Source organism: Streptomyces sp. NPDC026515, from assembly GCF_055567595.1.
Window position 1 is genome coordinate 137,242 of sequence record NZ_JBVHQD010000011.1, and the last position, 18,203, is coordinate 155,444.

17 protein-coding genes are annotated in these 18,203 nt (G+C 72.0%); 6 read left to right on the top strand and 11 right to left on the bottom strand.

What is annotated here, in order from left to right:
* Positions 1-288 precede the first annotated feature (288 nt).
* On the top strand, positions 289-693 hold the full coding sequence (locus ACZ4O3_RS24055) for a winged helix-turn-helix transcriptional regulator (protein WP_362724978.1): 405 nt from the start codon (positions 289-291) through the stop codon (positions 691-693).
* Here the strand turns inward: ACZ4O3_RS24055 and mutM are convergent.
* The 8 genes from mutM to recG form a co-directional block, all read right to left on the bottom strand.
* Positions 666-1,526: a bifunctional DNA-formamidopyrimidine glycosylase/DNA-(apurinic or apyrimidinic site) lyase gene (mutM, locus tag ACZ4O3_RS24060; RefSeq protein WP_362724981.1), complete on the bottom strand. Its 861-nt coding sequence runs from the start codon at positions 1,524-1,526 to the stop codon at positions 666-668. The two genes, ACZ4O3_RS24055 and mutM, sit on opposite strands and share 28 nt — an antisense overlap.
* Positions 1,527-1,608: 82 nt before the next feature.
* Entirely contained in the window at positions 1,609-2,466 is an 858-nt protein-coding gene (rnc, locus tag ACZ4O3_RS24065; RefSeq protein WP_362721248.1) for a ribonuclease III, read from the bottom strand.
* 8 nt (positions 2,467-2,474) lie between these two features.
* Positions 2,475-2,648, bottom strand: coding sequence for a 50S ribosomal protein L32 (gene rpmF, locus ACZ4O3_RS24070; protein ID WP_007493396.1), 174 nt, complete (start codon positions 2,646-2,648; stop codon positions 2,475-2,477).
* A 2-nt stretch (positions 2,649-2,650) separates the two neighbouring features.
* Complete coding sequence (locus tag ACZ4O3_RS24075; protein ID WP_384995316.1) at positions 2,651-3,301, bottom strand: YceD family protein; 651 nt, start codon at positions 3,299-3,301, stop codon at positions 2,651-2,653.
* Between the two features lie 143 nt (positions 3,302-3,444).
* The gene (locus ACZ4O3_RS24080; RefSeq protein WP_467724170.1) at positions 3,445-4,524 is read right to left on the bottom strand and encodes an ATP synthase F0 subunit B; all 1,080 of its coding nucleotides are present in this window, start codon (positions 4,522-4,524) and stop codon (positions 3,445-3,447) included.
* A gap of 58 nt (positions 4,525-4,582) precedes the next feature.
* Complete coding sequence (gene coaD / locus ACZ4O3_RS24085; RefSeq protein WP_362721239.1) at positions 4,583-5,062, bottom strand: pantetheine-phosphate adenylyltransferase; 480 nt, start codon at positions 5,060-5,062, stop codon at positions 4,583-4,585.
* Positions 5,063-5,088: 26 nt separating this feature from the next.
* Positions 5,089-5,676, bottom strand: a complete 588-nt coding sequence (gene rsmD / locus ACZ4O3_RS24090; protein WP_362721236.1) for a 16S rRNA (guanine(966)-N(2))-methyltransferase RsmD — start codon at positions 5,674-5,676, stop codon at positions 5,089-5,091.
* A gap of 130 nt (positions 5,677-5,806) precedes the next feature.
* Entirely contained in the window at positions 5,807-8,023 is a 2,217-nt protein-coding gene (recG, locus tag ACZ4O3_RS24095; RefSeq protein ID WP_467724172.1) for an ATP-dependent DNA helicase RecG, read from the bottom strand.
* A 172-nt stretch (positions 8,024-8,195) separates the two neighbouring features.
* Here recG and ACZ4O3_RS24100 point away from each other — a divergent pair, with 172 nt between their 5' ends.
* On the top strand, positions 8,196-10,022 hold the full coding sequence (locus ACZ4O3_RS24100) for an HSP90 family protein (protein WP_362721231.1): 1,827 nt from the start codon (positions 8,196-8,198) through the stop codon (positions 10,020-10,022).
* Complete coding sequence (locus ACZ4O3_RS24105) at positions 10,022-12,940, top strand: tetratricopeptide repeat protein (RefSeq protein WP_467724174.1); 2,919 nt, start codon at positions 10,022-10,024, stop codon at positions 12,938-12,940. Before ACZ4O3_RS24100 ends, ACZ4O3_RS24105 begins: the two co-directional genes overlap by 1 nt.
* 19 nt (positions 12,941-12,959) lie before the next feature.
* Here ACZ4O3_RS24105 and ACZ4O3_RS24110 read toward each other — a convergent pair whose 3' ends face one another.
* Entirely contained in the window at positions 12,960-14,633 is a 1,674-nt protein-coding gene (locus ACZ4O3_RS24110) for a DAK2 domain-containing protein (protein WP_467724176.1), read from the bottom strand.
* Positions 14,634-14,892: 259 nt separating this feature from the next.
* Here ACZ4O3_RS24110 and rpmB point away from each other — a divergent pair, with 259 nt between their 5' ends.
* Positions 14,893-15,078, top strand: a complete 186-nt coding sequence (gene rpmB, locus ACZ4O3_RS24115) for a 50S ribosomal protein L28 (protein ID WP_003993230.1) — start codon at positions 14,893-14,895, stop codon at positions 15,076-15,078.
* A gap of 344 nt (positions 15,079-15,422) precedes the next feature.
* On the opposite strand, the gene thiD is transcribed toward rpmB, so the two are convergent.
* Both thiD and ACZ4O3_RS24125 read right to left on the bottom strand, forming a co-directional pair.
* Positions 15,423-16,220: a bifunctional hydroxymethylpyrimidine kinase/phosphomethylpyrimidine kinase gene (gene thiD / locus ACZ4O3_RS24120; RefSeq protein ID WP_467724178.1), complete on the bottom strand. Its 798-nt coding sequence runs from the start codon at positions 16,218-16,220 to the stop codon at positions 15,423-15,425.
* A complete protein-coding gene (locus ACZ4O3_RS24125; protein WP_046733970.1) occupies positions 16,217-17,182 on the bottom strand; it encodes a thiamine-phosphate kinase in 966 nt (321 codons plus the stop codon). The genes thiD and ACZ4O3_RS24125 overlap by 4 nt, the downstream gene beginning before the upstream one ends.
* 206 nt (positions 17,183-17,388) lie before the next feature.
* Here ACZ4O3_RS24125 and ACZ4O3_RS24130 point away from each other — a divergent pair, with 206 nt between their 5' ends.
* Both ACZ4O3_RS24130 and ACZ4O3_RS24135 read left to right on the top strand, forming a co-directional pair.
* The gene (locus ACZ4O3_RS24130; RefSeq protein WP_352219363.1) at positions 17,389-17,622 is read left to right on the top strand and encodes an Lrp/AsnC family transcriptional regulator; all 234 of its coding nucleotides are present in this window, start codon (positions 17,389-17,391) and stop codon (positions 17,620-17,622) included.
* A 20-nt stretch (positions 17,623-17,642) separates the two neighbouring features.
* Positions 17,643-18,128 (top strand): DUF3515 domain-containing protein, encoded by a 486-nt coding sequence (locus ACZ4O3_RS24135; RefSeq protein ID WP_467724179.1) that lies wholly within the window; start codon positions 17,643-17,645, stop codon positions 18,126-18,128.
* Positions 18,129-18,203 lie beyond the last annotated feature (75 nt).

Here is an 18,203-nt window from a genome sequence, read left to right on the forward strand (position 1 = left end):
GGTGGCCGACAGACGCATCCGCCCGCACTGTCACCCGAACGGCCCAACATGACGTGTCGCCCATACGGAGGAACATCAAGCTGATTGGTGTCCCAACCGAGGCAATCCGTGAAAGGCCAGGGGCGACCAACCTCTGCAAGGGCGGCTCGTACGACGGGCAGATGGTCGACTGAACTCCAGTGGGTGCGCCTCGCAGCCACGTGCTGCGGGGCACACCCGCGTGAGGGTGCGCTAACCATTGGTTAGCGCACCCTGTTGGTTAGCGCTGCGTTCGCCTAATCTTGACGCATGACCATCAGCACCGAGAACCGTCCCGGGGAAGAGCGTCCTGCGTACGACGCCTTCGCCCGGGCCTGTCCCTCGCGCAGCACGCTCGAACACGTCATGGGCCGCTGGGGCGGGCTGACGCTGAGCGCGCTGCACGAGGGGTCGTTCCGGTTCAACGAGCTGCGCCGGCGCGTGGACGGCGTCAGCGAGAAGATGCTCTCCCAGACCCTCCAGGCACTGGAGCGCGACGGTTTGGTGCACCGCGAGGCCCAGCCGACCAACCCGCCGCGGGTCGACTACGAACTCACCCCCCTCGGCCGCGAGGTCGCCGACCGCCTGCTGTCCGTCGTCCACTTCGTGGAGAGCCGGATGGACGAGGTGCTGGCCGCCCGCGGACGCTACGACGAGACGCGCGGCGCCCGCTGACACGTCGGGCAGAAGTAGCTGGACCGGTTCATCCAGGGCCGCCTGCGCATCGGGGTACCGCAGCGCCGGCAGGGCAGTCCCTCCCTGCCGTAGGCGTCCAGCGAGCGGTCGAAGTATCCCGACTCGCCGTTCACGTTGACGTAGAGACTGTCGAAGCTGGTGCCGCCGACGGCCAGGGCCGCGTTCATCACGTCCCGCACATGGCCGAGGAGTTCGGCGGTGCGCGGGCGGGTGAAGCCGGCCGTCGGACGCTCGTAGTGGACCCGGGCCCGCCAGAGCGCCTCGTCCGCGTAGATGTTGCCGACCCCGCTGATCAGCGACTGGTCGAGCAGCGCCCTCTTGATGGTCGATCGCTTCCTGCGCAGCGCCTGGTGGAAGGCCTCGTCGTCGAAGAGCGGGTCGAGGGGATCACGGGCGATGTGCGCGATGACGTCCGGCAGCCCGTCGAGGGTGTTGTCGTGCAACGACAGCCCGCCGAAGGTCCGTTGGTCGACGAACCGGAGTTCGGTGCCCAGGCCGTCGGCGAACCTGACGCGGATCCTGAGGTGCTTCTCGTCCGGTGACTCATGGGGCTGCACCAGCAGCTGGCCGCTCATGCCGAGGTGGGCGAGGATCGACTGGCCGGTGTCCTCCAGCGGCAGCCACAGGTACTTGCCGCGCCGGCTCGGAGTGCCGACGCGGTGGCCCTTGAGCCGGTGCGTGAAGTCGTCGGCACCGGCGAGGTGCCGCCGTACGGCACGCGGGTGCAGGACCTCGGTCTCGCCCACGACACGGTGGGCGACCCATCGCTCCAGGCCACGCCGTACGACCTCGACCTCGGGCAATTCGGGCATCGCGTCTCCCGTGCAGGACCCTGGACGGTCCGAGCGCCCGGCCCCGCGAAGGGGCCGGGCGCTCGGATCGTCGCGCTGTTCTTCAGGCGGAGGCGGCGGACGACGAGCCGTCGTCCTCCTCGGCCCCGGCGGCCTGTTCGGCTGCCGCTGCCGCCTTGGCGGCCTTGGCCCGCTCGTCCGCCGCGGCGCGGATGGCGCGCCAGGCGGACTCGGCGGCCTGCTGCTCCGCCTCCTTCTTGCTGCGGCCGGTGCCGGTGCCGTACGAGACGCCTCCGACGCGGGCGGCAGCAGTGAAGGTCTTCTCGTGATCGGGGCCGGTCTCCGTGACCAGGTACTCGGGCACGCCGAGGCCCTCCGTCGCGGTGAGCTCCTGGAGACTGGTCTTCCAGTCCAGGCCGGCTCCGAGGTTCGAGGACTTCTCGATCAGCGGGTCGAAGAGCCGGTGTACCAGCTCGGACGCCGAGTCGAGGCCCTGGTCGAGATAGACCGCGCCGATCACCGCTTCCAGGGTGTCGGCAAGGATGGACGCCTTGTCCCGGCCGCCCGTGCCCTCTTCACCGCGGCCGAGCCGGATGAAGGAACCCAGGTCGAGACCGCGGCCCACTTCCGCGAGCGCACGCGAGTTCACCACCGCTGCCCGGAGTTTGGCCAGCTGGCCCTCGGGCAGGTCCGGGTGGGTGTTGTACAGCGTGTCCGTGACGACGAGGCCGAGGACGGAGTCACCGAGGAACTCCAGCCGCTCGTTCGTCGGCAGGCCGCCGTTCTCGTACGCGTAGGAACGGTGGGTCAGCGCACGCACCAGAAGGGCGGACTCGAGCTTGTAGCCGAGCCGCCCTTCCAGAAGCGTGTGGGACGAGGCCGTGCTGTCCGTTTTCTTCTTGGCAGATGGATCCGCCTTGGCGTCATCCGCCTTCTTGGGACTGGACACAGTGCCTCTCACCTGGCCGCTCAGACTTCGAGGACCTGGCGCTTGTTGTAGGTGCCGCACGACGGGCACGCGATGTGCTGCAGCTTGGGCTCGTGGCAGCGCTCGCACGCAACCAGGGTGGGGACCGCAGCCTTCCACTGCGACCGGCGGTGGCGCGTGTTGCTGCGCGACATCTTCCGCTTCGGAACAGCCACGGCTACTTCTCCTGCTTCTCGTCGACGCCCGCTTCCGCGTCAGCGCCGCTCATCTCGACCTTCTCGCCGTCCTTGGTGGAACCGGCGAGTCCCTGCAAAGCCGCCCAACGGATGTCGACGGCGTCGTGGTGGTGGTCCGGGTCGTCCGCGAGCCGGGCTCCGCACTCGGAGCACAGTCCCGCACAGTCGTCCTGGCACACCGGCTGCATCGGCAGTGCGAGCACCACCGCATCCCGCAGCACGGGTTCGAGGTCGAACAAGCCGTCCTCGATGAAGTACCTGTCCTCGTCGTCCTCGGCGTCGTCGCCCGGTTCCGCGATCACACGGCCCCGGTCGTCGGCGTCAGGGTACGAGAACAGTTCCTGGAAGTCCGCTTCGAGCTCCTGCTCGACCGGCTCCAGACACCTTACGCACTCCCCCTCGGCCTGTGCACGGGCGGTGCCTGTGACGAGCACCCCTTCGATGACCGACTCGAGACGGAGGTCCAGCTCCACCGGGGCACCTTCCGGCACTCCGATGACCCCCTTGATACCGAAGTCCTCGGGGGCGTCGATCGTGCGGGTCAGGCGCTGCAGCGCGCCAGGACGCCGCCCCAGCTCGTGCGTGTCGAACACGAACGGGTCGCGGTGGTCGAGACGTGCGTGAGGAGCCATTCCTGCTTTCGATCTTCGAGTTCAGAGGGACGCCGTCCGGAAGACGTCTCCGGGCAGCGGTGATCGCGGATGTGGACGCGACCGAAGAGCCAGGATACTGGACCTTTCGCTGTCGGCCCAATCCGCCGTCCTCCGGCCCCTTCCTACAGGCCGCGGCCCTGCTCGTAGGCCCTCAGCTGCTCCGGCGTGATCATGCCGGTGTCGAAGAGGCTGGTCTCGTCGAGGGCGTACGCCTGGTGCTGGGCCTGCTGCTGGGGATCGTAGACGGGCTGCTGGCCGGTGTCGTAGCCCTGGTAGGCGTAGGGGTCGGCCTGCTGGTAGCCGTAGGGGTCCTGCTGCGCGTAGGCGGGCTGCTGCTGGGGGTAGCCGCCGTAGGGGTCCTGCTGCTGCGGGTAGCCGTACGGGTCCTGCGCGACGGGCTGCTGCGCCGGCTGCCGGTCGTACTGCGGCTGCGGCTGGGCGGCGACCGGCTGCTGCTCGGGCTGCGCCGCCTGGGCGTCCTGGTCGGCGAGAGCCGCGAGGTCGGCGAGGTAGTCGGCGTCGCTGGAGTGCTGGAAGGTCGTGTTGTCGTCGGACAGGGCGCCGAGGGCGTCGGAGGCGATCCGGCCGTGCAGCTTGGCGCGGCCCTTGCCGACGGCCTCCAGGGTCTTGGCGAGGACCGCCTCGAAGGCGCCGAGCTTGACGTCGACGTAGGCGTCGGCGTCCCGGCGCAGCGTCTCCGGGTCGTGGCTGCGCTCGGGGGCGTCCTCGTCCTCGTAACCCTGCTCGTCGAGGCCGGGTCCGGTGCCGAGCAGCTTCTCGCGGCCACGGCCGACCGAGCCGAGGGTCTTGGTGAGGACGACCTCGAAGTTGGCGAGCTTGGAGTCGACGTAGTCGTCCGCGTCGGCGCGGACCTCCTCGGCCTCCCTGCGGGCCTCGCCGAGGATCCGGTCGGCCTCCGCCTGGGAACGGCGGGCCACCTCGGTGTCGGAGATCAGCGAACCGCGCTCGGCGTGCGCGGTCTCGATGATCCGCTCCGCCTCCATGCGCGCCTGCTCGACCATCTGCTCACGGCCGCCGATCAGCTCCTGGGCCTGGGCGAGGGAGCCGGGCAGCGCCTGGCGCAGTTCTTCCAGCATCGCGAGCAGGTCGGCCCGGTTGACCACGCACGACGCCGACATGGGCATGGCCCGGGCACCGGAGACGGTGGCCACGATCTCGTCGAGCTTGTTCTGTACGTCCACCCTGCGCTCGCCACTCTCTACAGCTGTGTTGGAGACGGACGGGACGACTGTAGCCCCATCAGTCCCGGTGAATACGCTTGTTGAGAGCCTCGAAGACGGGCTCCGGAACCAGGTGCGACACGTCTCCGCCCCACTGGGCGACCTCCTTGACCAGGGAGGACGAGAGGAAGCTGTAGGTGGGGTTGGTCGGCACGAAGAGCGTCTCCACGCCCGACAGACCGATGTTCATCTGGGCCATCTGCAGCTCGTAGTCGAAGTCGCTGACGGCCCGCAGACCCTTGACGATGGCAGGGATCTCACGCTGCTTGCAGAAGTCGACGAGGAGGCCGTGGAACGCCTCGACGCGGACGTTCCCGTGGTCGGCCGTGACCTGGCGGATCAGGTCGATCCGCTCGTCGATCTCGAACAGGCCCTTCTTGGACTTGTTGATCATTACCGCGACGTAGACCTCGTCGTAGAGGCGGGACGCTCGGGCAATGATGTCGAGGTGTCCGTTGGTGATCGGGTCGAACGACCCGGGACAGACGGCGCGGCGCACTTGTGATCCCTCGCTCTCCGGTCCGGTCATCGTGCGTCTTCGCACGTAGAGGCGGCGCGACCGTACCAAAACGTTCCCTCGCCGTAGCGACGGGACCGGAGGGCCTCGAAGCCGGCCGGCCACGGGAAGTCACCGCCTCTGGTGCTGCGCTCCACGGTGACGAGCGCCTCGGGCGCTAGCCAGCCCCCCGAGTGGAGTGTGAGGAGAATCTCCCGAAGATCGTCGTCCGAGACCGCGTACGGGGGGTCCAGGAAGACGATGTCGTACGGCTGCGCGGGCGCCGGTGTCCGGACGATCTGTTCCGCTCTGCCCGCCCTCACCTCGGCGCCGGGCAGGCCCAGGTTCCTCACGTTCTCGCGCACGACGCGGGCGGCCCGGGGGTCGGCCTCCACGAGGAGGGTGTGGCCGGCGCCCCGGGAGAGGGCCTCCAGGCCCACGGCTCCCGAACCGGCGTAGAGGTCGAGGACCCGGTCGCCGTCCAGGGGGCCGCCGAGGAGGGACTGCCAGGTGGAGAAGAGGCCCTCGCGCGCGCGGTCGGAGGTGGGGCGGGTGCCTGTGCCGGGCGGCACGGAGAGGCGCCGTCCGCCTGCCCGGCCGGCGATCACGCGGGTCATGGGGGGTCCTTCTTCGGGGGCGGCTTCACGGGTTCAGTCTGGCAGGCCGACCGGGGTGGGTGCCTGGTGCGACGGCGGCTGCGGGTCCGGCGTGGCCTGTCGCCCAGCACCCTTTCGGGGCGCGTCAGGCTCAGCCCTTCTCCAGGTACTGCTCCCTCTCCTCGTCCAGAAGGGCGTCCAGGGCCGTTCGGAGACCGGTCAGGCCGGTCAGCTCCGGGTCGCCGGCCACCAGCGCCGTCGCCTCCTCGCGGGCCTCCGCGATGATCTCCTCGTCCTCGATCACCGCCAGGACGCGGAGGCTGGAGCGGGCTCCCGACTGGGCCTGGCCGAGGACATCGCCCTCTCTGCGCTGTTCGAGGTCGATGCGGGAGAGCTCGAAGCCGTCCAGGGTCGAGGCGACGGCCGTCAGGCGCTGGCGGGCCGGGCTCGCCTCGGCCATCTCCGTGACCAGCAGACAGAGTCCGGCGGCGGAACCACGGCCCACGCGGCCGCGCAGCTGGTGCAGCTGGGACACGCCGAAGCGGTCGGCGTCCATGATCACCATTGCGGTGGCGTTGGGGACGTTCACACCGACCTCGATGACCGTGGTGGCGACCAGGACGTCCGTGTCGCCGGCCGCGAAGCGGCGCATCACCGCGTCCTTGTCGTCCGGGTGCATACGGCCGTGCAGGACCTCCACCCGCAGGCCGCTCAGCGGGCCCTTGGCGAGGTGGCCGGCCACGTCCAGGACGGCGAGCGGGGGGCGCTTCTCCGCCTCGTCCTCGGCCGACTTCCTCGCCTTCTTCGGGTCGTCCTCCTCGTCGCCGATGCGGGGGCAGACGACGTACGCCTGGTGCCCGTTCACGACCTCCTCCCGCACCCGCTCCCAGGCTCGGGCCAGGAAGTGGGGCTTGTCGGCGGCGGGGACGACATAGGTGGCGATCGGGGAGCGGCCGGCCGGCAGCTGGTCCAGCACGGAGGTCTCCAGGTCGCCGAAGACCGTCATCGCGACCGTGCGCGGGATCGGGGTGGCGGTCATGACGAGCAGGTGGGGCGGCTTCTTGCCCTTGCCGCGCAGGGCGTCCCGCTGCTCGACGCCGAAGCGGTGCTGTTCGTCGACGACCACCAGGCCCAGGTCGTGGAACTGGACCTTGTCCTCGATCAGCGCGTGCGTGCCGATCACCAGTCCGGCGTCGCCGGTGACGAGGCCGAGCATGGCCTGGCGACGGGCGGCCGTGCCCGTCGAGCCGGTGAGCAGGACCACCTTGGTGGCGTGCTCGGCACCGCCCAGCATGCCGCCTTCGGCCAGCTCCCCCATCATCTCGGTGATCGAGCGGTGGTGCTGCTGGGCGAGCACCTCGGTGGGCGCGAGCATGGCCGCCTGGCCGCCCGCGTCGACCACCGCGAGCATGGCACGCAGGGCCACCAGCGTCTTTCCGCTGCCGACCTCGCCCTGCAGGAGCCGGTGCATCGGATGCTCCGTCGCCAGGTCGTCGAAGATCTCCTTCGAGACCTTCTGCTGGCCGTCCGTGAGGGTGAAGGGGAGGCGGTCGTCGAAGGCCGTCAGGAGGCCGTCGGGACGGGGCCTGCGGGCCACCGCCGGGAGTTGGGCGTCGGTGTGGCGGCGGCGGGCGAGGGCGACCTGGAGGACGAAGGCCTCGTCCCACTTGAGGCGGTCGCGGGCCTGCGCGACGTCCGCCTTGGTGTGCGGGCGGTGGATCTTGAGCAGGGCCTCGGGAAGGGAGACCAGGCCGCGGCCCTCGCACAGGGCGGGCGGCAGGGGGTCCAGGGCCTCCTGGGCGCTCGGCAGGACCGTCTGGACGGCCTTGCCGATCTTCCAGGACTCCAGCTTGGCGGTGGCCGGGTAGAGCGGGATCAGGGTTCCGGCCCAGGTCTCCACCGATTCGTCCGGGTCGTCGCCGCGCAGCAGTTCGTAGGCCGGGTGGGCCAGTTGGAGGCGGCGGTTGAAGACCGAGACCTTGCCGGCGAACATCGCGCGCGTGCCCGGCAGGAGTTCCTTGTGGGGCTTGTGCACGCCGTTGCCGAAGAAGACCAGTTGGAGCCGGCCGCTGCCGTCGGTGATCGTGACCTCCAGCCGCTGGCCCTTGCCGCGCGGCGCCTTGGCGGAGGCGAAGGTGTGCAGCCGTGCGTCGGCCACCATGGCGACCACCGTGACGTGTTCGTCCATGGGCAGGTCGGCGAGGTGGGTGAGCTGGCCGCGCTCCTCGTATCTGCGGGGGTAGTGGTGCAGGAGATCGCCGACCGTGTGCAGGCCGAGGTGCTCGGCCATCACCTTCGCGGTGGCTGGGCCGAGCACTGACTTCAGGGGTTGTTTCAACGGTTCTTCCAGTGCGGGCACGAGATCCATTGCACACCACGCCACTGACAATGCCGTATATGTCTCGGGAAACCCCTGGTCAGGCGGCCGTTTTGAGTCATAGGATGGCGCGCTCCGGCCATCCTTCCGCGGTCACCACCCCACCCGGGACCGCCCGACCCCGCGCCGACCACGTCTTCTTCCCCCCTCCGGCGCAGCGACGATGGACTCCCAGACCTCACAGTCATCCCAGGCATCACAGCCACCTCATTCGTTCCAGGTCGACCTGCGTGGTCTGGTGGACCTGCTCTCCCATCACCTGTACTCCAGTCCCAAGGTCTACCTGCGCGAGCTGCTGCAGAACGCTGTGGACGCGATCACCGCGAGACGGGCCGAACAGCCCGACGCCCCGGCACGGGTGCGGCTGTACGCCGACGGCAGCGCCCTGCGGGTGGAGGACAGCGGCGTCGGGCTCACCGAGTCGGACGTGCACGGTCTGCTCGCGACCATCGGGCGCAGCTCCAAGCGGTCGGACGGGCTGCAGGAGGCCCGCTCGGACTTCCTGGGCCAGTTCGGCATCGGACTGCTGGCCTGTTTCGTGGTCGCCGAACGGATCCGTGTGGTCAGCCGCAGCGCCCGCACCCCGGACGCGCCCCCCGTGGAGTGGACGGCGCGCGACGACGGGTCGTACACGGTGCGGACGCTGGCGCCCGAGGCGCGGCCCGAGCCCGGCACCACCGTGCATCTGGTGGCGCGGGCGGGCGCGGCGGAGTGGCTGGACGAGCGGCGGGTGCTCGCGCTGGCGCGGGACTTCGGTTCGCTGCTGCCCTACGACGTCCGGGTGGGGGACGAGGCGGTCACCGACCTGCCCGCGCCCTGGGACCGGCCGTACCCCTCCCCCGGCACCCGCCGGGTGGCGCTGGCCCGGCACTGTCAGGAGCTGTTCGGCTTCGCGCCGCTGGACTCGATCGCGCTGGACGTGCCGCTGGCCGGGATCCGGGGGGTGGCGTACGTGCTGCCGTCGGCGGTGAGTCCCGCCCAGCGGGCCACCCATCGCGTGCACCTCAAGGGCATGCTGCTCACCGAGCGGGCCGAACAGCTGCTGCCGGACTGGGCGTTCTTCGTGCGCTGCGTCCTGGACACGGACAGTCTGCGGCCGACCGCCTCACGCGAGTCGCTGTACGAGGACGAGACCCTGGCCGCCGTACGGGAGGCGCTCGGCGAAAGGATTCGGTCCTGGCTGACCGGCCTTGCCGCGGGCGATCCGGAACGGCTCTCGGCGTTCTTGTCGGTGCACCACCTCGGGGTGAAGTCGCTGGCCCGGCACGACCGGGAGATGCTGCGCACGATGCTGCCGTGGCTCCCCTTCGAGACCACCGACGGGCAGCTGTCCCTGGAGGAGTTCGCACAGCGCCACCCGGTGGTGCACTTCACGCGGACGGTCGAGGAGTACCGGCAGGTCGCGCCGATCGCCTCCGCGCAGGGCGTCGGGGTGATCAACGGCGGTTACACGTACGACAGCGAGCTGGTCGAGGCGCTGCCCTCGGTGCGGCCAGGCACGGTGGTCGCCGAGCTGGACGCGGACACCGTGACCGCGCACCTGGACGCGGTGGATCCGGCGGAGGAGCTGGCGCTGGCGGGCTTTCTCGCGGCCGCGCGGGCGAAGCTGGACCCGCTGGGGTGCGATGTCGTCCTGCGCGCCTTCCACCCGCTCTCCGTGCCCGCGCTGCACCTGGACGACCGGGCCGCACGGCACGAGCAGGCCCGTGCGGAGGCCGAGGAACAGGCCGACGACCTGTGGGCGGGCATCCTGGGCTCGCTGCGCGGCAGCGCGCCCCGGGCGCGGCTGGTGCTCAACCATCTCAACCCGCTGATCCGGCGGATCAGTTCCCTGACGGATCCGGAGCTGATCGGCACCGCGAGCGAATCGCTCTACGGGCAGGCGCTGCTGATGGCCCAGCGCCCGCTGCGGCCCGCCGACTCGGTGCTGATCAACCGCTCGTTCATCGGCCTCCTGGAGTGGGCCACTCATGGGGAGGGTGACCGCTGATGGAGGAAACCGGCGGGATCGCGGACTTCGACGCGCTGCGCCGCGCGATGGCCGAGAACTCCGAGGAGCCGGAGGGTCCCGCCCGCAACGCGCGCGCGGAGCAGCTGCTGGCGGAGGCCGAGAAGCTGAACGTCCCGCTCGCCGTGATCGAGGCGCTCGGACACCAGCTGAAGGTCTACAACTACAGCTCCGAGAAGGACAAGATGTTCGTCCCCTTCGCGCGTCTGCTGCGCCTGTGGGACGAGCGGCCCGGGGACTTCGACGAGTACGAGACGCATTCCCTGCACTGGGTCTTCAAGTGGATGTCGGCCGGCATGCTCGACCAGCCGCACATCCCGCTCGCCTCGGTCGAGAAGTGGCTGGGCGAGATGGAGCACCGCTACCGGCTGGCCGGGCACTCCGAGCGGGCGGTGCGCAGCGCCGAGTTCAGTGTCGCCGCGCACATCGGTGACTTCCCGCGCGCGGAGCGGGCGTACACGGCCTGGCTGGCGGCGGACCGGGACCGGATGGCCGACTGCCACGCGTGCGAGCTGCACGGGCAGGGCGGCTGGCAGCTGCGCAACGGCCGCGACGCCGAGGCGCTTCAGCTGTGGCGGCCGGTCCTGGAGGGCGAGTACAGCTGCGCCCACGAGCCGCACACGGTCCTCGCCTCCTCCCTGGTCCCGCTGCTGCGGCTCGGCCGGGTCGACGAGGCCCGCGCGCACCACCTGCGGGGTTTCCGTCTCGTCCGCCCCATGGAGAGCATGCGGGGCGCGTACGCGGACCATGTGGAGTTCTGCGCGCTGACCGGCAACGAGGCGCGAGGTCTCGAACTGCTGGCGGAACGTCCCGCCTACTTCACGGACACCGGGCAGCCGCGCAGCCGGATGGACTTCCTGGCGGTGGTGACGCTGCTGATGGACCGGCTGGCCGGGCTGGGTCTCGGTGCGCAGCGGGTACCGGGCCCCGCCGGGCGGGCGTGGACCGCCGCGGAACTCGCCGGGCACGCGCGCGCGGAGGCCCTGGAGCTGGCCGCGCGGTTCGATGCCCGCAACGGCACCTCCCACGTCGGCGACCAGCTGCGCGAGCGCATGGACCAGCGGCCGCTGGTGGACCGGCTGCCGCTGGGCGTGCGGGCGGCACGGACGGCGCCCGCCGGGCCCATCGCGCCGGTGGTGCGGGCGCCCGCGCCGGAGCGGCCGTCGCTGCCCGCGCTGCTCGCCGAGGCGCGCCGGCTCTCGGACACCCTCCAGCCGCATGCCCTGGACGTCTGGGCGGCGGTGGCGGAGGCCGCCGAGGGTGCCGGAGGCGCCGAGGTGGACACCTACGTCCGCGCGGAGATCGCCGACCACACGGCGATGGGCCGCGGCCCCGAGGGCGTCGAGCTGTTCGAGCGGGCGGCGGAGCTGTACGCGGAGGCCGGTGACGAGGGCGAGGCGATCGCGGCACGCGCGCGTGCCGCCTACGTCCGCGCGCTGTCCGGGGAGCTGGACGAGGCGACGGCCGCGATCGGCGAGCCGTACGACCGGATCCTCGCGCTGTACGCCGACGACGCCACCGGCGTACGGCAGACGGCGTCCGTGCTGATGAGCCGGGCGCGGATCCTGATGCGGCGGGTCCACGAGCGGTCGGAGGGCACCGCCGACGCCGAGCGGGCCGTACGGGAGCTGCTGGCGCTGGTCGGCGGGCGCGGCGGTTCCGACGTCCGGCTGGTGTCCCGGGCGGCCGAGGGGCGGGCGATGCTCGCCGAACTGGCCGAGCAGGCCGGCGACGGCGAGCGGGCGGGCGAGCTGTTCCGGCAGGCGTCGGCGCAGTTCGTCGGTGCGAAGCTGCCGTGGTTCGCGGTGGAGTACGAGGTGCGGGTGGCCGCGCTCGCCCATGAGCAGGGCGACATGGCCGAGGCGGAGCGCGCGCTGCGCGCGGCCCTGGAGCACGGCGGCCCGCACGTGGAGCCGGTGGGGCGGGCGCAGCTGCATCTCCAGCTGGCCGAGGTGCTCGGCGGCCGCGGCGCGGCCGAGGAGGCCGCCGAACATGCCCTTCAGGCGGCGCACTGGGCCGACGAGGCCGGGGAGAGCTCCACCCTGGGCGCCTGGGCGCGGCACCAGCTGGGCGGCCTCCTGCTGCGGCAGGGGCGGTTCGCGGAGGCCGCCGAGGTGCTGGAGTCGGCGCTGGCCGACCTGAGCGCCGAGACGCACGGGGACGGCGCGGTCGTGCAGACCCAGTGGTGGCTCGGGGACTGTCTGAGCGAGCTCGGCGAGCACCACGCGGCGGCCGAACGGCGGCTCCAGGCGGCCGAGATCGCCCGGCACTGGCCCGAGCAGCACGACCACGCCACCCTCGCGCACCTGGCCGCCGAGTCGCTGGGCAACGCGGGCCTGGCCGCCGAGGCGGACCGGGCGTACACGCGCGCGGGCGAGCTGTGGCGGGCGATGGGCAACGTGCACTTCCTGGTCCGCTCACTGCGGGCCCGGGCGTGGCTGGCGCTGCGCACGGAGGCCGGGACGGCGGGCGCGCGGCGCCTGATGACGGCCGCGGTGACGGAGTGCGAGACGGCACTGAAGGGGCTCCGGGACCCGGCGGCCCGGGACCGGCTCGCCGGTGAACTGGGCCACACCCACCGGCAGTTCGGAGATCTGCTGGCCCGGTCCGTGTCCGAGGACGCGCAGGACGCGGCGATCCAGGACGCGTTCGAGGCGGCGCTGGCCGAGACGACGGCCGCGATCGCCGTCTTCGCCGAGCTGGGCGCGGACGCGCTGCACAGCCGTACCGGCGCCGAACTCGCGGCGGGCTGGCTGGAGGCCGACCTGAGCCGGCCGGCCGACGCGGCGGCACGCGCGCGTGCGGTGCTGGACGCCTACGAGGGCGCCGACCCGGACGACGAGACGGTCCGGGCCCGGCGGGCGGAGGCCCGGCAGCTGCTGGAGCCCACGGAGGCGTGAGGAGGCGTGCCCGGCGGGCTCACTCGACGCCGATGAGGAGCGGGGCCCCCTGCCGGCCGCCGTCGTAGACCACCGTGTCGACGGCGAGGTAGGCCTCGCGCACCCGTGCCTGGAGGCGTTCGCTGACGCCTTCGGGCGCCTCGGCGCCGAGGACGAGGGTGACCAGTTCGCCGCCGGCCTGGAGCATGCGGTCCAGGACGCTCTCGGCGGTGGCGGTCACGTCCGACCCGATCACCGCCACGTCACCGTCGATCAGGCCGAGCACGTCACCGGCCTGGCAGATGCCGGCCATGGTCCAGGACTGCCGTTCCGCGACCACGACCTCGGCGTAGCGGGTGGCACCGGCCGCCGAGGTCATCTGGACGACGTCCTCGTCGAAGCGGCGGTCCGGCTGGTGCACCGCGAGCGCGGCGATGCCCTGGACCGCGGAGCGGGTCGGGATGAGGGCGACCCGGATGCCCTCCGCACGGACCTGCTCGGCCGCCGCGGCCGCCGTGTGCCGCAGGTCGGCGTCGTTGGGCAGCAGCACCACCTCGCGCGCGTGGGCCCGTCGCACGGCGTCCACCAGCTCCCCGCTGGCGGGCGGCTCCCCGGGGCGCGCGAGCACGGTGGTCGCGCCGGACTCGCCGTACAGCCCGACCAGCCCCTCTCCCGGCACCACGGCCACCACGGCCCGCTGCACCCGCTCGCGCGGCGGCTCCGCGCCGGTGTGCACGTCCCCCGCGCCGAAGTGCGTGATCCGGATCCGGTGCGGCCGGCCCGCCTCGACGCCCGCCTCCACGGCGGCACCGGCGTCGTCGACGTGCACGTGGACGTTCCACAGACCGTCGCCGCCGACCACGACCAGGGAGTCACCGAGCGCGTCGAGCCGGGCTCGCAGCCGCACCACCGCGGCGTCCTCGGCCTCCAGGAGGTAGATGACCTCGAAGGCGGGGCCCGTGGCCGACTGGGCGCACGCCTCGGCCCGGGCGTCGGAAACGGCGTCCACGCGCGCGCGTGCGACCGGGAGCGCTCCGTACGCGTGCAGGTCGAAAGCCGTCGGCGTCTCCCCCGTGAACGCCTCCACCAGCGCCCCGAGCACCGCGACCAGGCCCCGCCCGCCCGCGTCCACCACGCCGGCCCGCTCCAGCACGGCCAGCTGCCCCGGGGTCCTGGCGAGCGCCTCGCACGCGCCCTCGTAGGCGGCCCGGACGACCGCCCCGCCGTCGCCCTCGGCCGCGTGGGCCGCGTCGGCCGCCGCCGTGGCGACCGACAGCACGGTGCCCTCCACGGGGTGGGCCACGGCCTGACGGGCGGCGTCGGCGGCGTGCCGCAGGGCGAGCCGCAGCCGCTCGCCCTCGCTGTGAGTCGTCTCACCCTTGGTGAGGACCTGGGCCATGCCGCGCAGGAGCTGGGCCAGGATCGTGCCGGAGTTGCCGCGCGCGCCTATCAGCGCGCCGTGCGCCATCGCGCGGACGGCGTCGGCCAGGGTGGGGACCTCCTCGCCCAGCTCGTAGCCGGCGAAGACGGCCTCCACGGCCCCGGCGGCCGACTCCACCGTCAGATAGAGGTTCGTGCCCGTGTCGCCGTCGGCCACCGGATAGACGTTGATCGCGTCGATCTCCTCGCGTGCCCGGCCGATCGCCCCGAGCGCGAGACCGCACCAGGTGCGTACCGCGAGAGCATCGAAGAATGTCTGCGGCACCTGCGCCACCTGCGCCTCCTTGAGCTGGCCCGATGTGGTCGCAGCGTAGACCCCGCAAGGGCGTCCACCGGAAGTGGGCCGTGAGCGGGCCCCTGAGCTGCCATGCTAGTTTCGTCTAACCGTCGCGGCCGTTGTATGCTGCTCCGGTTGCCCGATCCGATCGGGCCATTACCCCTGGCAACGCCACTCAAGATCTCAGATCCCTGGATCTCGATCCCGGCAAGCCGGGATCCAACCGTAAGTGCATCTGAAGTCTTTGGAGTGACCCGTGGCTGCCAACTGCGACGTCTGCGGCAAGGGGCCGGGCTTCGGCAACAACATCTCGCACTCGCACCGCCGTACGTCCCGTCGCTGGAACCCGAACATCCAGCGTGTGCGTACCGTGGTCGGCGGGACGCCGAAGCGCGTGAACGCCTGCACCTCGTGCATCAAGGCCGGCAAGGTCTCGCGCTGACGCACTGCTGCTAGCGCGCGGCCACAGCCGGTTCGCCGCACTGAGCCGGTCCACCCGAGGGTGGACCGGCTTTTTGCCGTACCCATCTTCGGGCAGGCCTGCTTCCGGGTCCCCGTCGGCGCGGTGTGGCGGTCGTCGGTGCCCGTCTTCTCGCCGGTGGGCCGGCCCTCGCGGGCGGTGGCCGCGGCACGGCGTTCGCCGGGTACGAGACGTGGATCCGGGACTTCGCCAGGGGGCGCCAGAGGATGTCCGGGACCGCGGGGTGCCGGGTGCCGCCCGCCGGCCCGTTTCCCCAAGAGGACGGCGGAGAAGACGGCCACCCGCGTCGAGCCGCGGGAGTACCCCTACCGAGGGTCCCGGTCCAGGGCCCAGCCGTGGTCCACCGGCCCGATCCCGGCGCCGAGCGCGAACCCGGCGGCGATCGCCCCGGTGACGTACTCCTTGGCCGCCGCCACCGCCTCCGGCACGGACTGTCCCTTCGCGAGCTGCGAGGCGATCGCGGACGCGAGGGTGCAGCCCGTGCCGTGCGTGTGCCGGTTGTCGTGCCGGGGTACGCGCAGCCGGAACTCGTCGGTGCCGTCCGTGAGCAGGTCCACGGCGTCGCCCGGCAGATGCCCGCCCTTGATCAGCACCCAGCGCGGCCCGTACGCCAGCACGGCCGCCGCGGCCCGGCGCAGATCCGACTCCGACTCGACCTGGACGCCGGTGAGTTGGGCCACCTCGTCCAGGTTGGGGGTGGCCACGGTGGCCAGCGGGAGGAGCTTGGTGCGCACCGAGTCCAGCGCGGAGGCCGCGAGCAGGGAGTCGCCGTGCTTGGAGACCCCCACCGGGTCGACGACCACGGGCGCGTCGGTACCGGCGATCAACTCCGCCACCGTCTCGACGAGTTCGGCCGAGGCGAGCATCCCGGTCTTCACCGCGTCCACGCCGATGTCGTCGGCCACGCTGCGGTACTGGGCCCGCACAGCCGCCACCGGCAGCTCCCAAGCGCCCTGCACGCCCACGGAGTTCTGCGCGGTGACCGCCGTGATCACGCTCATGCCGTGCACGCCCAGTGCCAGCATCGTCTTCAGGTCGGCCTGGATCCCGGCCCCGCCACCGGAGTCGGAGCCCGCGACCGTCAGCACCCGCGGGAGCGTCATGACTCGATGTCCCCGAAGTGGTCCCAGCCGCCCTTGCTGGTCCAGGGCGCCCCGTCGACGGTCACCTGAGGCAGCGCCGACGGGTTGAGGACCTCGCCGATCACCTTCCAGCGGGCGGGCAGCTTCACGTCCGGCGGGAAGGTCGCCACGATCGCGTGGTCCTCGCCGCCGGTCAGCACCCACTGGATGGGATCGACACCGACGGCCTGGCCGATGTCGTTCATCTGGGTCGGGACGTCGATCGCGCCGGAGCGGATGTCGATCCGCACCTTGCTGGCCTCCGCGATGTGGCCGAGGTCGGCGATCAGTCCGTCGCTGACGTCGCACATCGCGGTGGCGCCGAGGCCCGCGGCGGCCGGGCCGGCGTGGTACGGCGGCTCGGGGCGGCGGTGCGCCTCCACGAAGGCGCGCGGCGACCGGAAGCCCCGGGAGAGTACCGCGTACCCGGCCGCGGACCAGCCCAGCCAGCCGGTGACGGCCACCAGGTCACCGGGCTGGGCGCCGGCCCGGGTGACCGGCTCCTGGTTGCGCAGATCGCCGAGCGCGGTGATGGAGACCATGATCGTGTCGCCCCGGACCACGTCCCCGCCGACCACCGAGGCACCGGCCACCTGGCACTCGTCCCGGATGCCGTCCATCAGTTCGCTGGGCCAGGTCACCGGCAGTTCGGCGGGGACGACCAGGCCGAGCAGCAACGCGGTCGGCACGGCACCCATGGCGGCGATGTCCGCGAGGTTCTGGGCGGCCGCCTTGCGGCCCACGTCGTAGGCCGTGGACCAGTCGCGGCGGAAGTGCCGGCCCTCCAGCAGGATGTCGGTGCTCGCCACGACCCTGCGGTCGGGCGCGGCGACCACCGCGGCGTCGTCGCCGGGGCCGACCCGGACCGCCGGAGTGGTGGTGAGACGGGAGGTGAGCTCCCTGATGAGCCCGAACTCCCCCAGCTCACCAACAGTGCCCTTCATTGCCCTTACGCCCCTTCTCTGCCTTGCCGTGCCCGCTCGCGCGTCATCGTCGTCCTGGATACGGTCGAGGTGACCGTCAACTTCTGTCCTGCCTGCACCCTGGCGCGCAAGCCCCTGTCCGCGCAGGTCTCCCCGCGGTGAGCGGCGACGCGATACCGTGGCGTTCCTTTTCCCCACATGATCCTCGTGGCCGCCCTGGAGGTTCCGTGGTACAGGCGTACATCCTGATCCAGACGGAGGTCGGCAAAGCGTCGACCGTCGCCGAGATCATCAGCAAGATCCCTGGTGTCATCCAGGCCGAGGATGTGACAGGACCGTATGACGTCATCGTGCGCGCGCAGGCGGAGACGGTCGACGAACTCGGCCGGCTCGTGGTCGCGAGAGTCCAGCAAGTGGAGGGCATCACGCGTACCCTGACCTGCCCGGTCGTCCATCTGTAACCCCCGTCTACGCTTGGCCGGTGAACTTCTTCCGTCACCGGCCATTCGGTCTGCCCGCGCTCGTCGTGCTGATGATCGCGGCGGCGGGCTGCTCTTCAGCAGTCGACCGCCCGTCGGCGGCGGTTCCCCGTCCGGGTGCGGCGGTTGCCGAGCTGTGCCGGAACCTCGACGAGGGGTTGCCGGAGAAGGTGGACAAGCTCGCCCGGCGTGACCCCGAGCCCGCCTCCGCGCTGACGGCGGGCTGGGGGAACCCCGCGATCATACTGCGCTGCGGTGTCGAGCGGCCTGCGAAGATGACCGACCCCGAAGCCGACGGGGTCGAGGTCGACGGGGTCGGCTGGCTGCTCGAGCAGGAGGCCGACAAATCGTTTCGCTTCACGACGACGCTGCGGAAGGCCTATGTCGAGGTGACGATCCCCGCGGGGCGGACCGGGGACGGTATGGCGCCATTGGTGAACCTGGCGCCGGCCATCAAGAAGGCGGTCCCGGAGGGCATCGCCGACTGAGGCCGGTCCGGCGGATCAGGCCGGACGCGGAGTCCGCCGGCCCTCCCCCGCAGGGGGACCCCCAGGGGCGTCGTT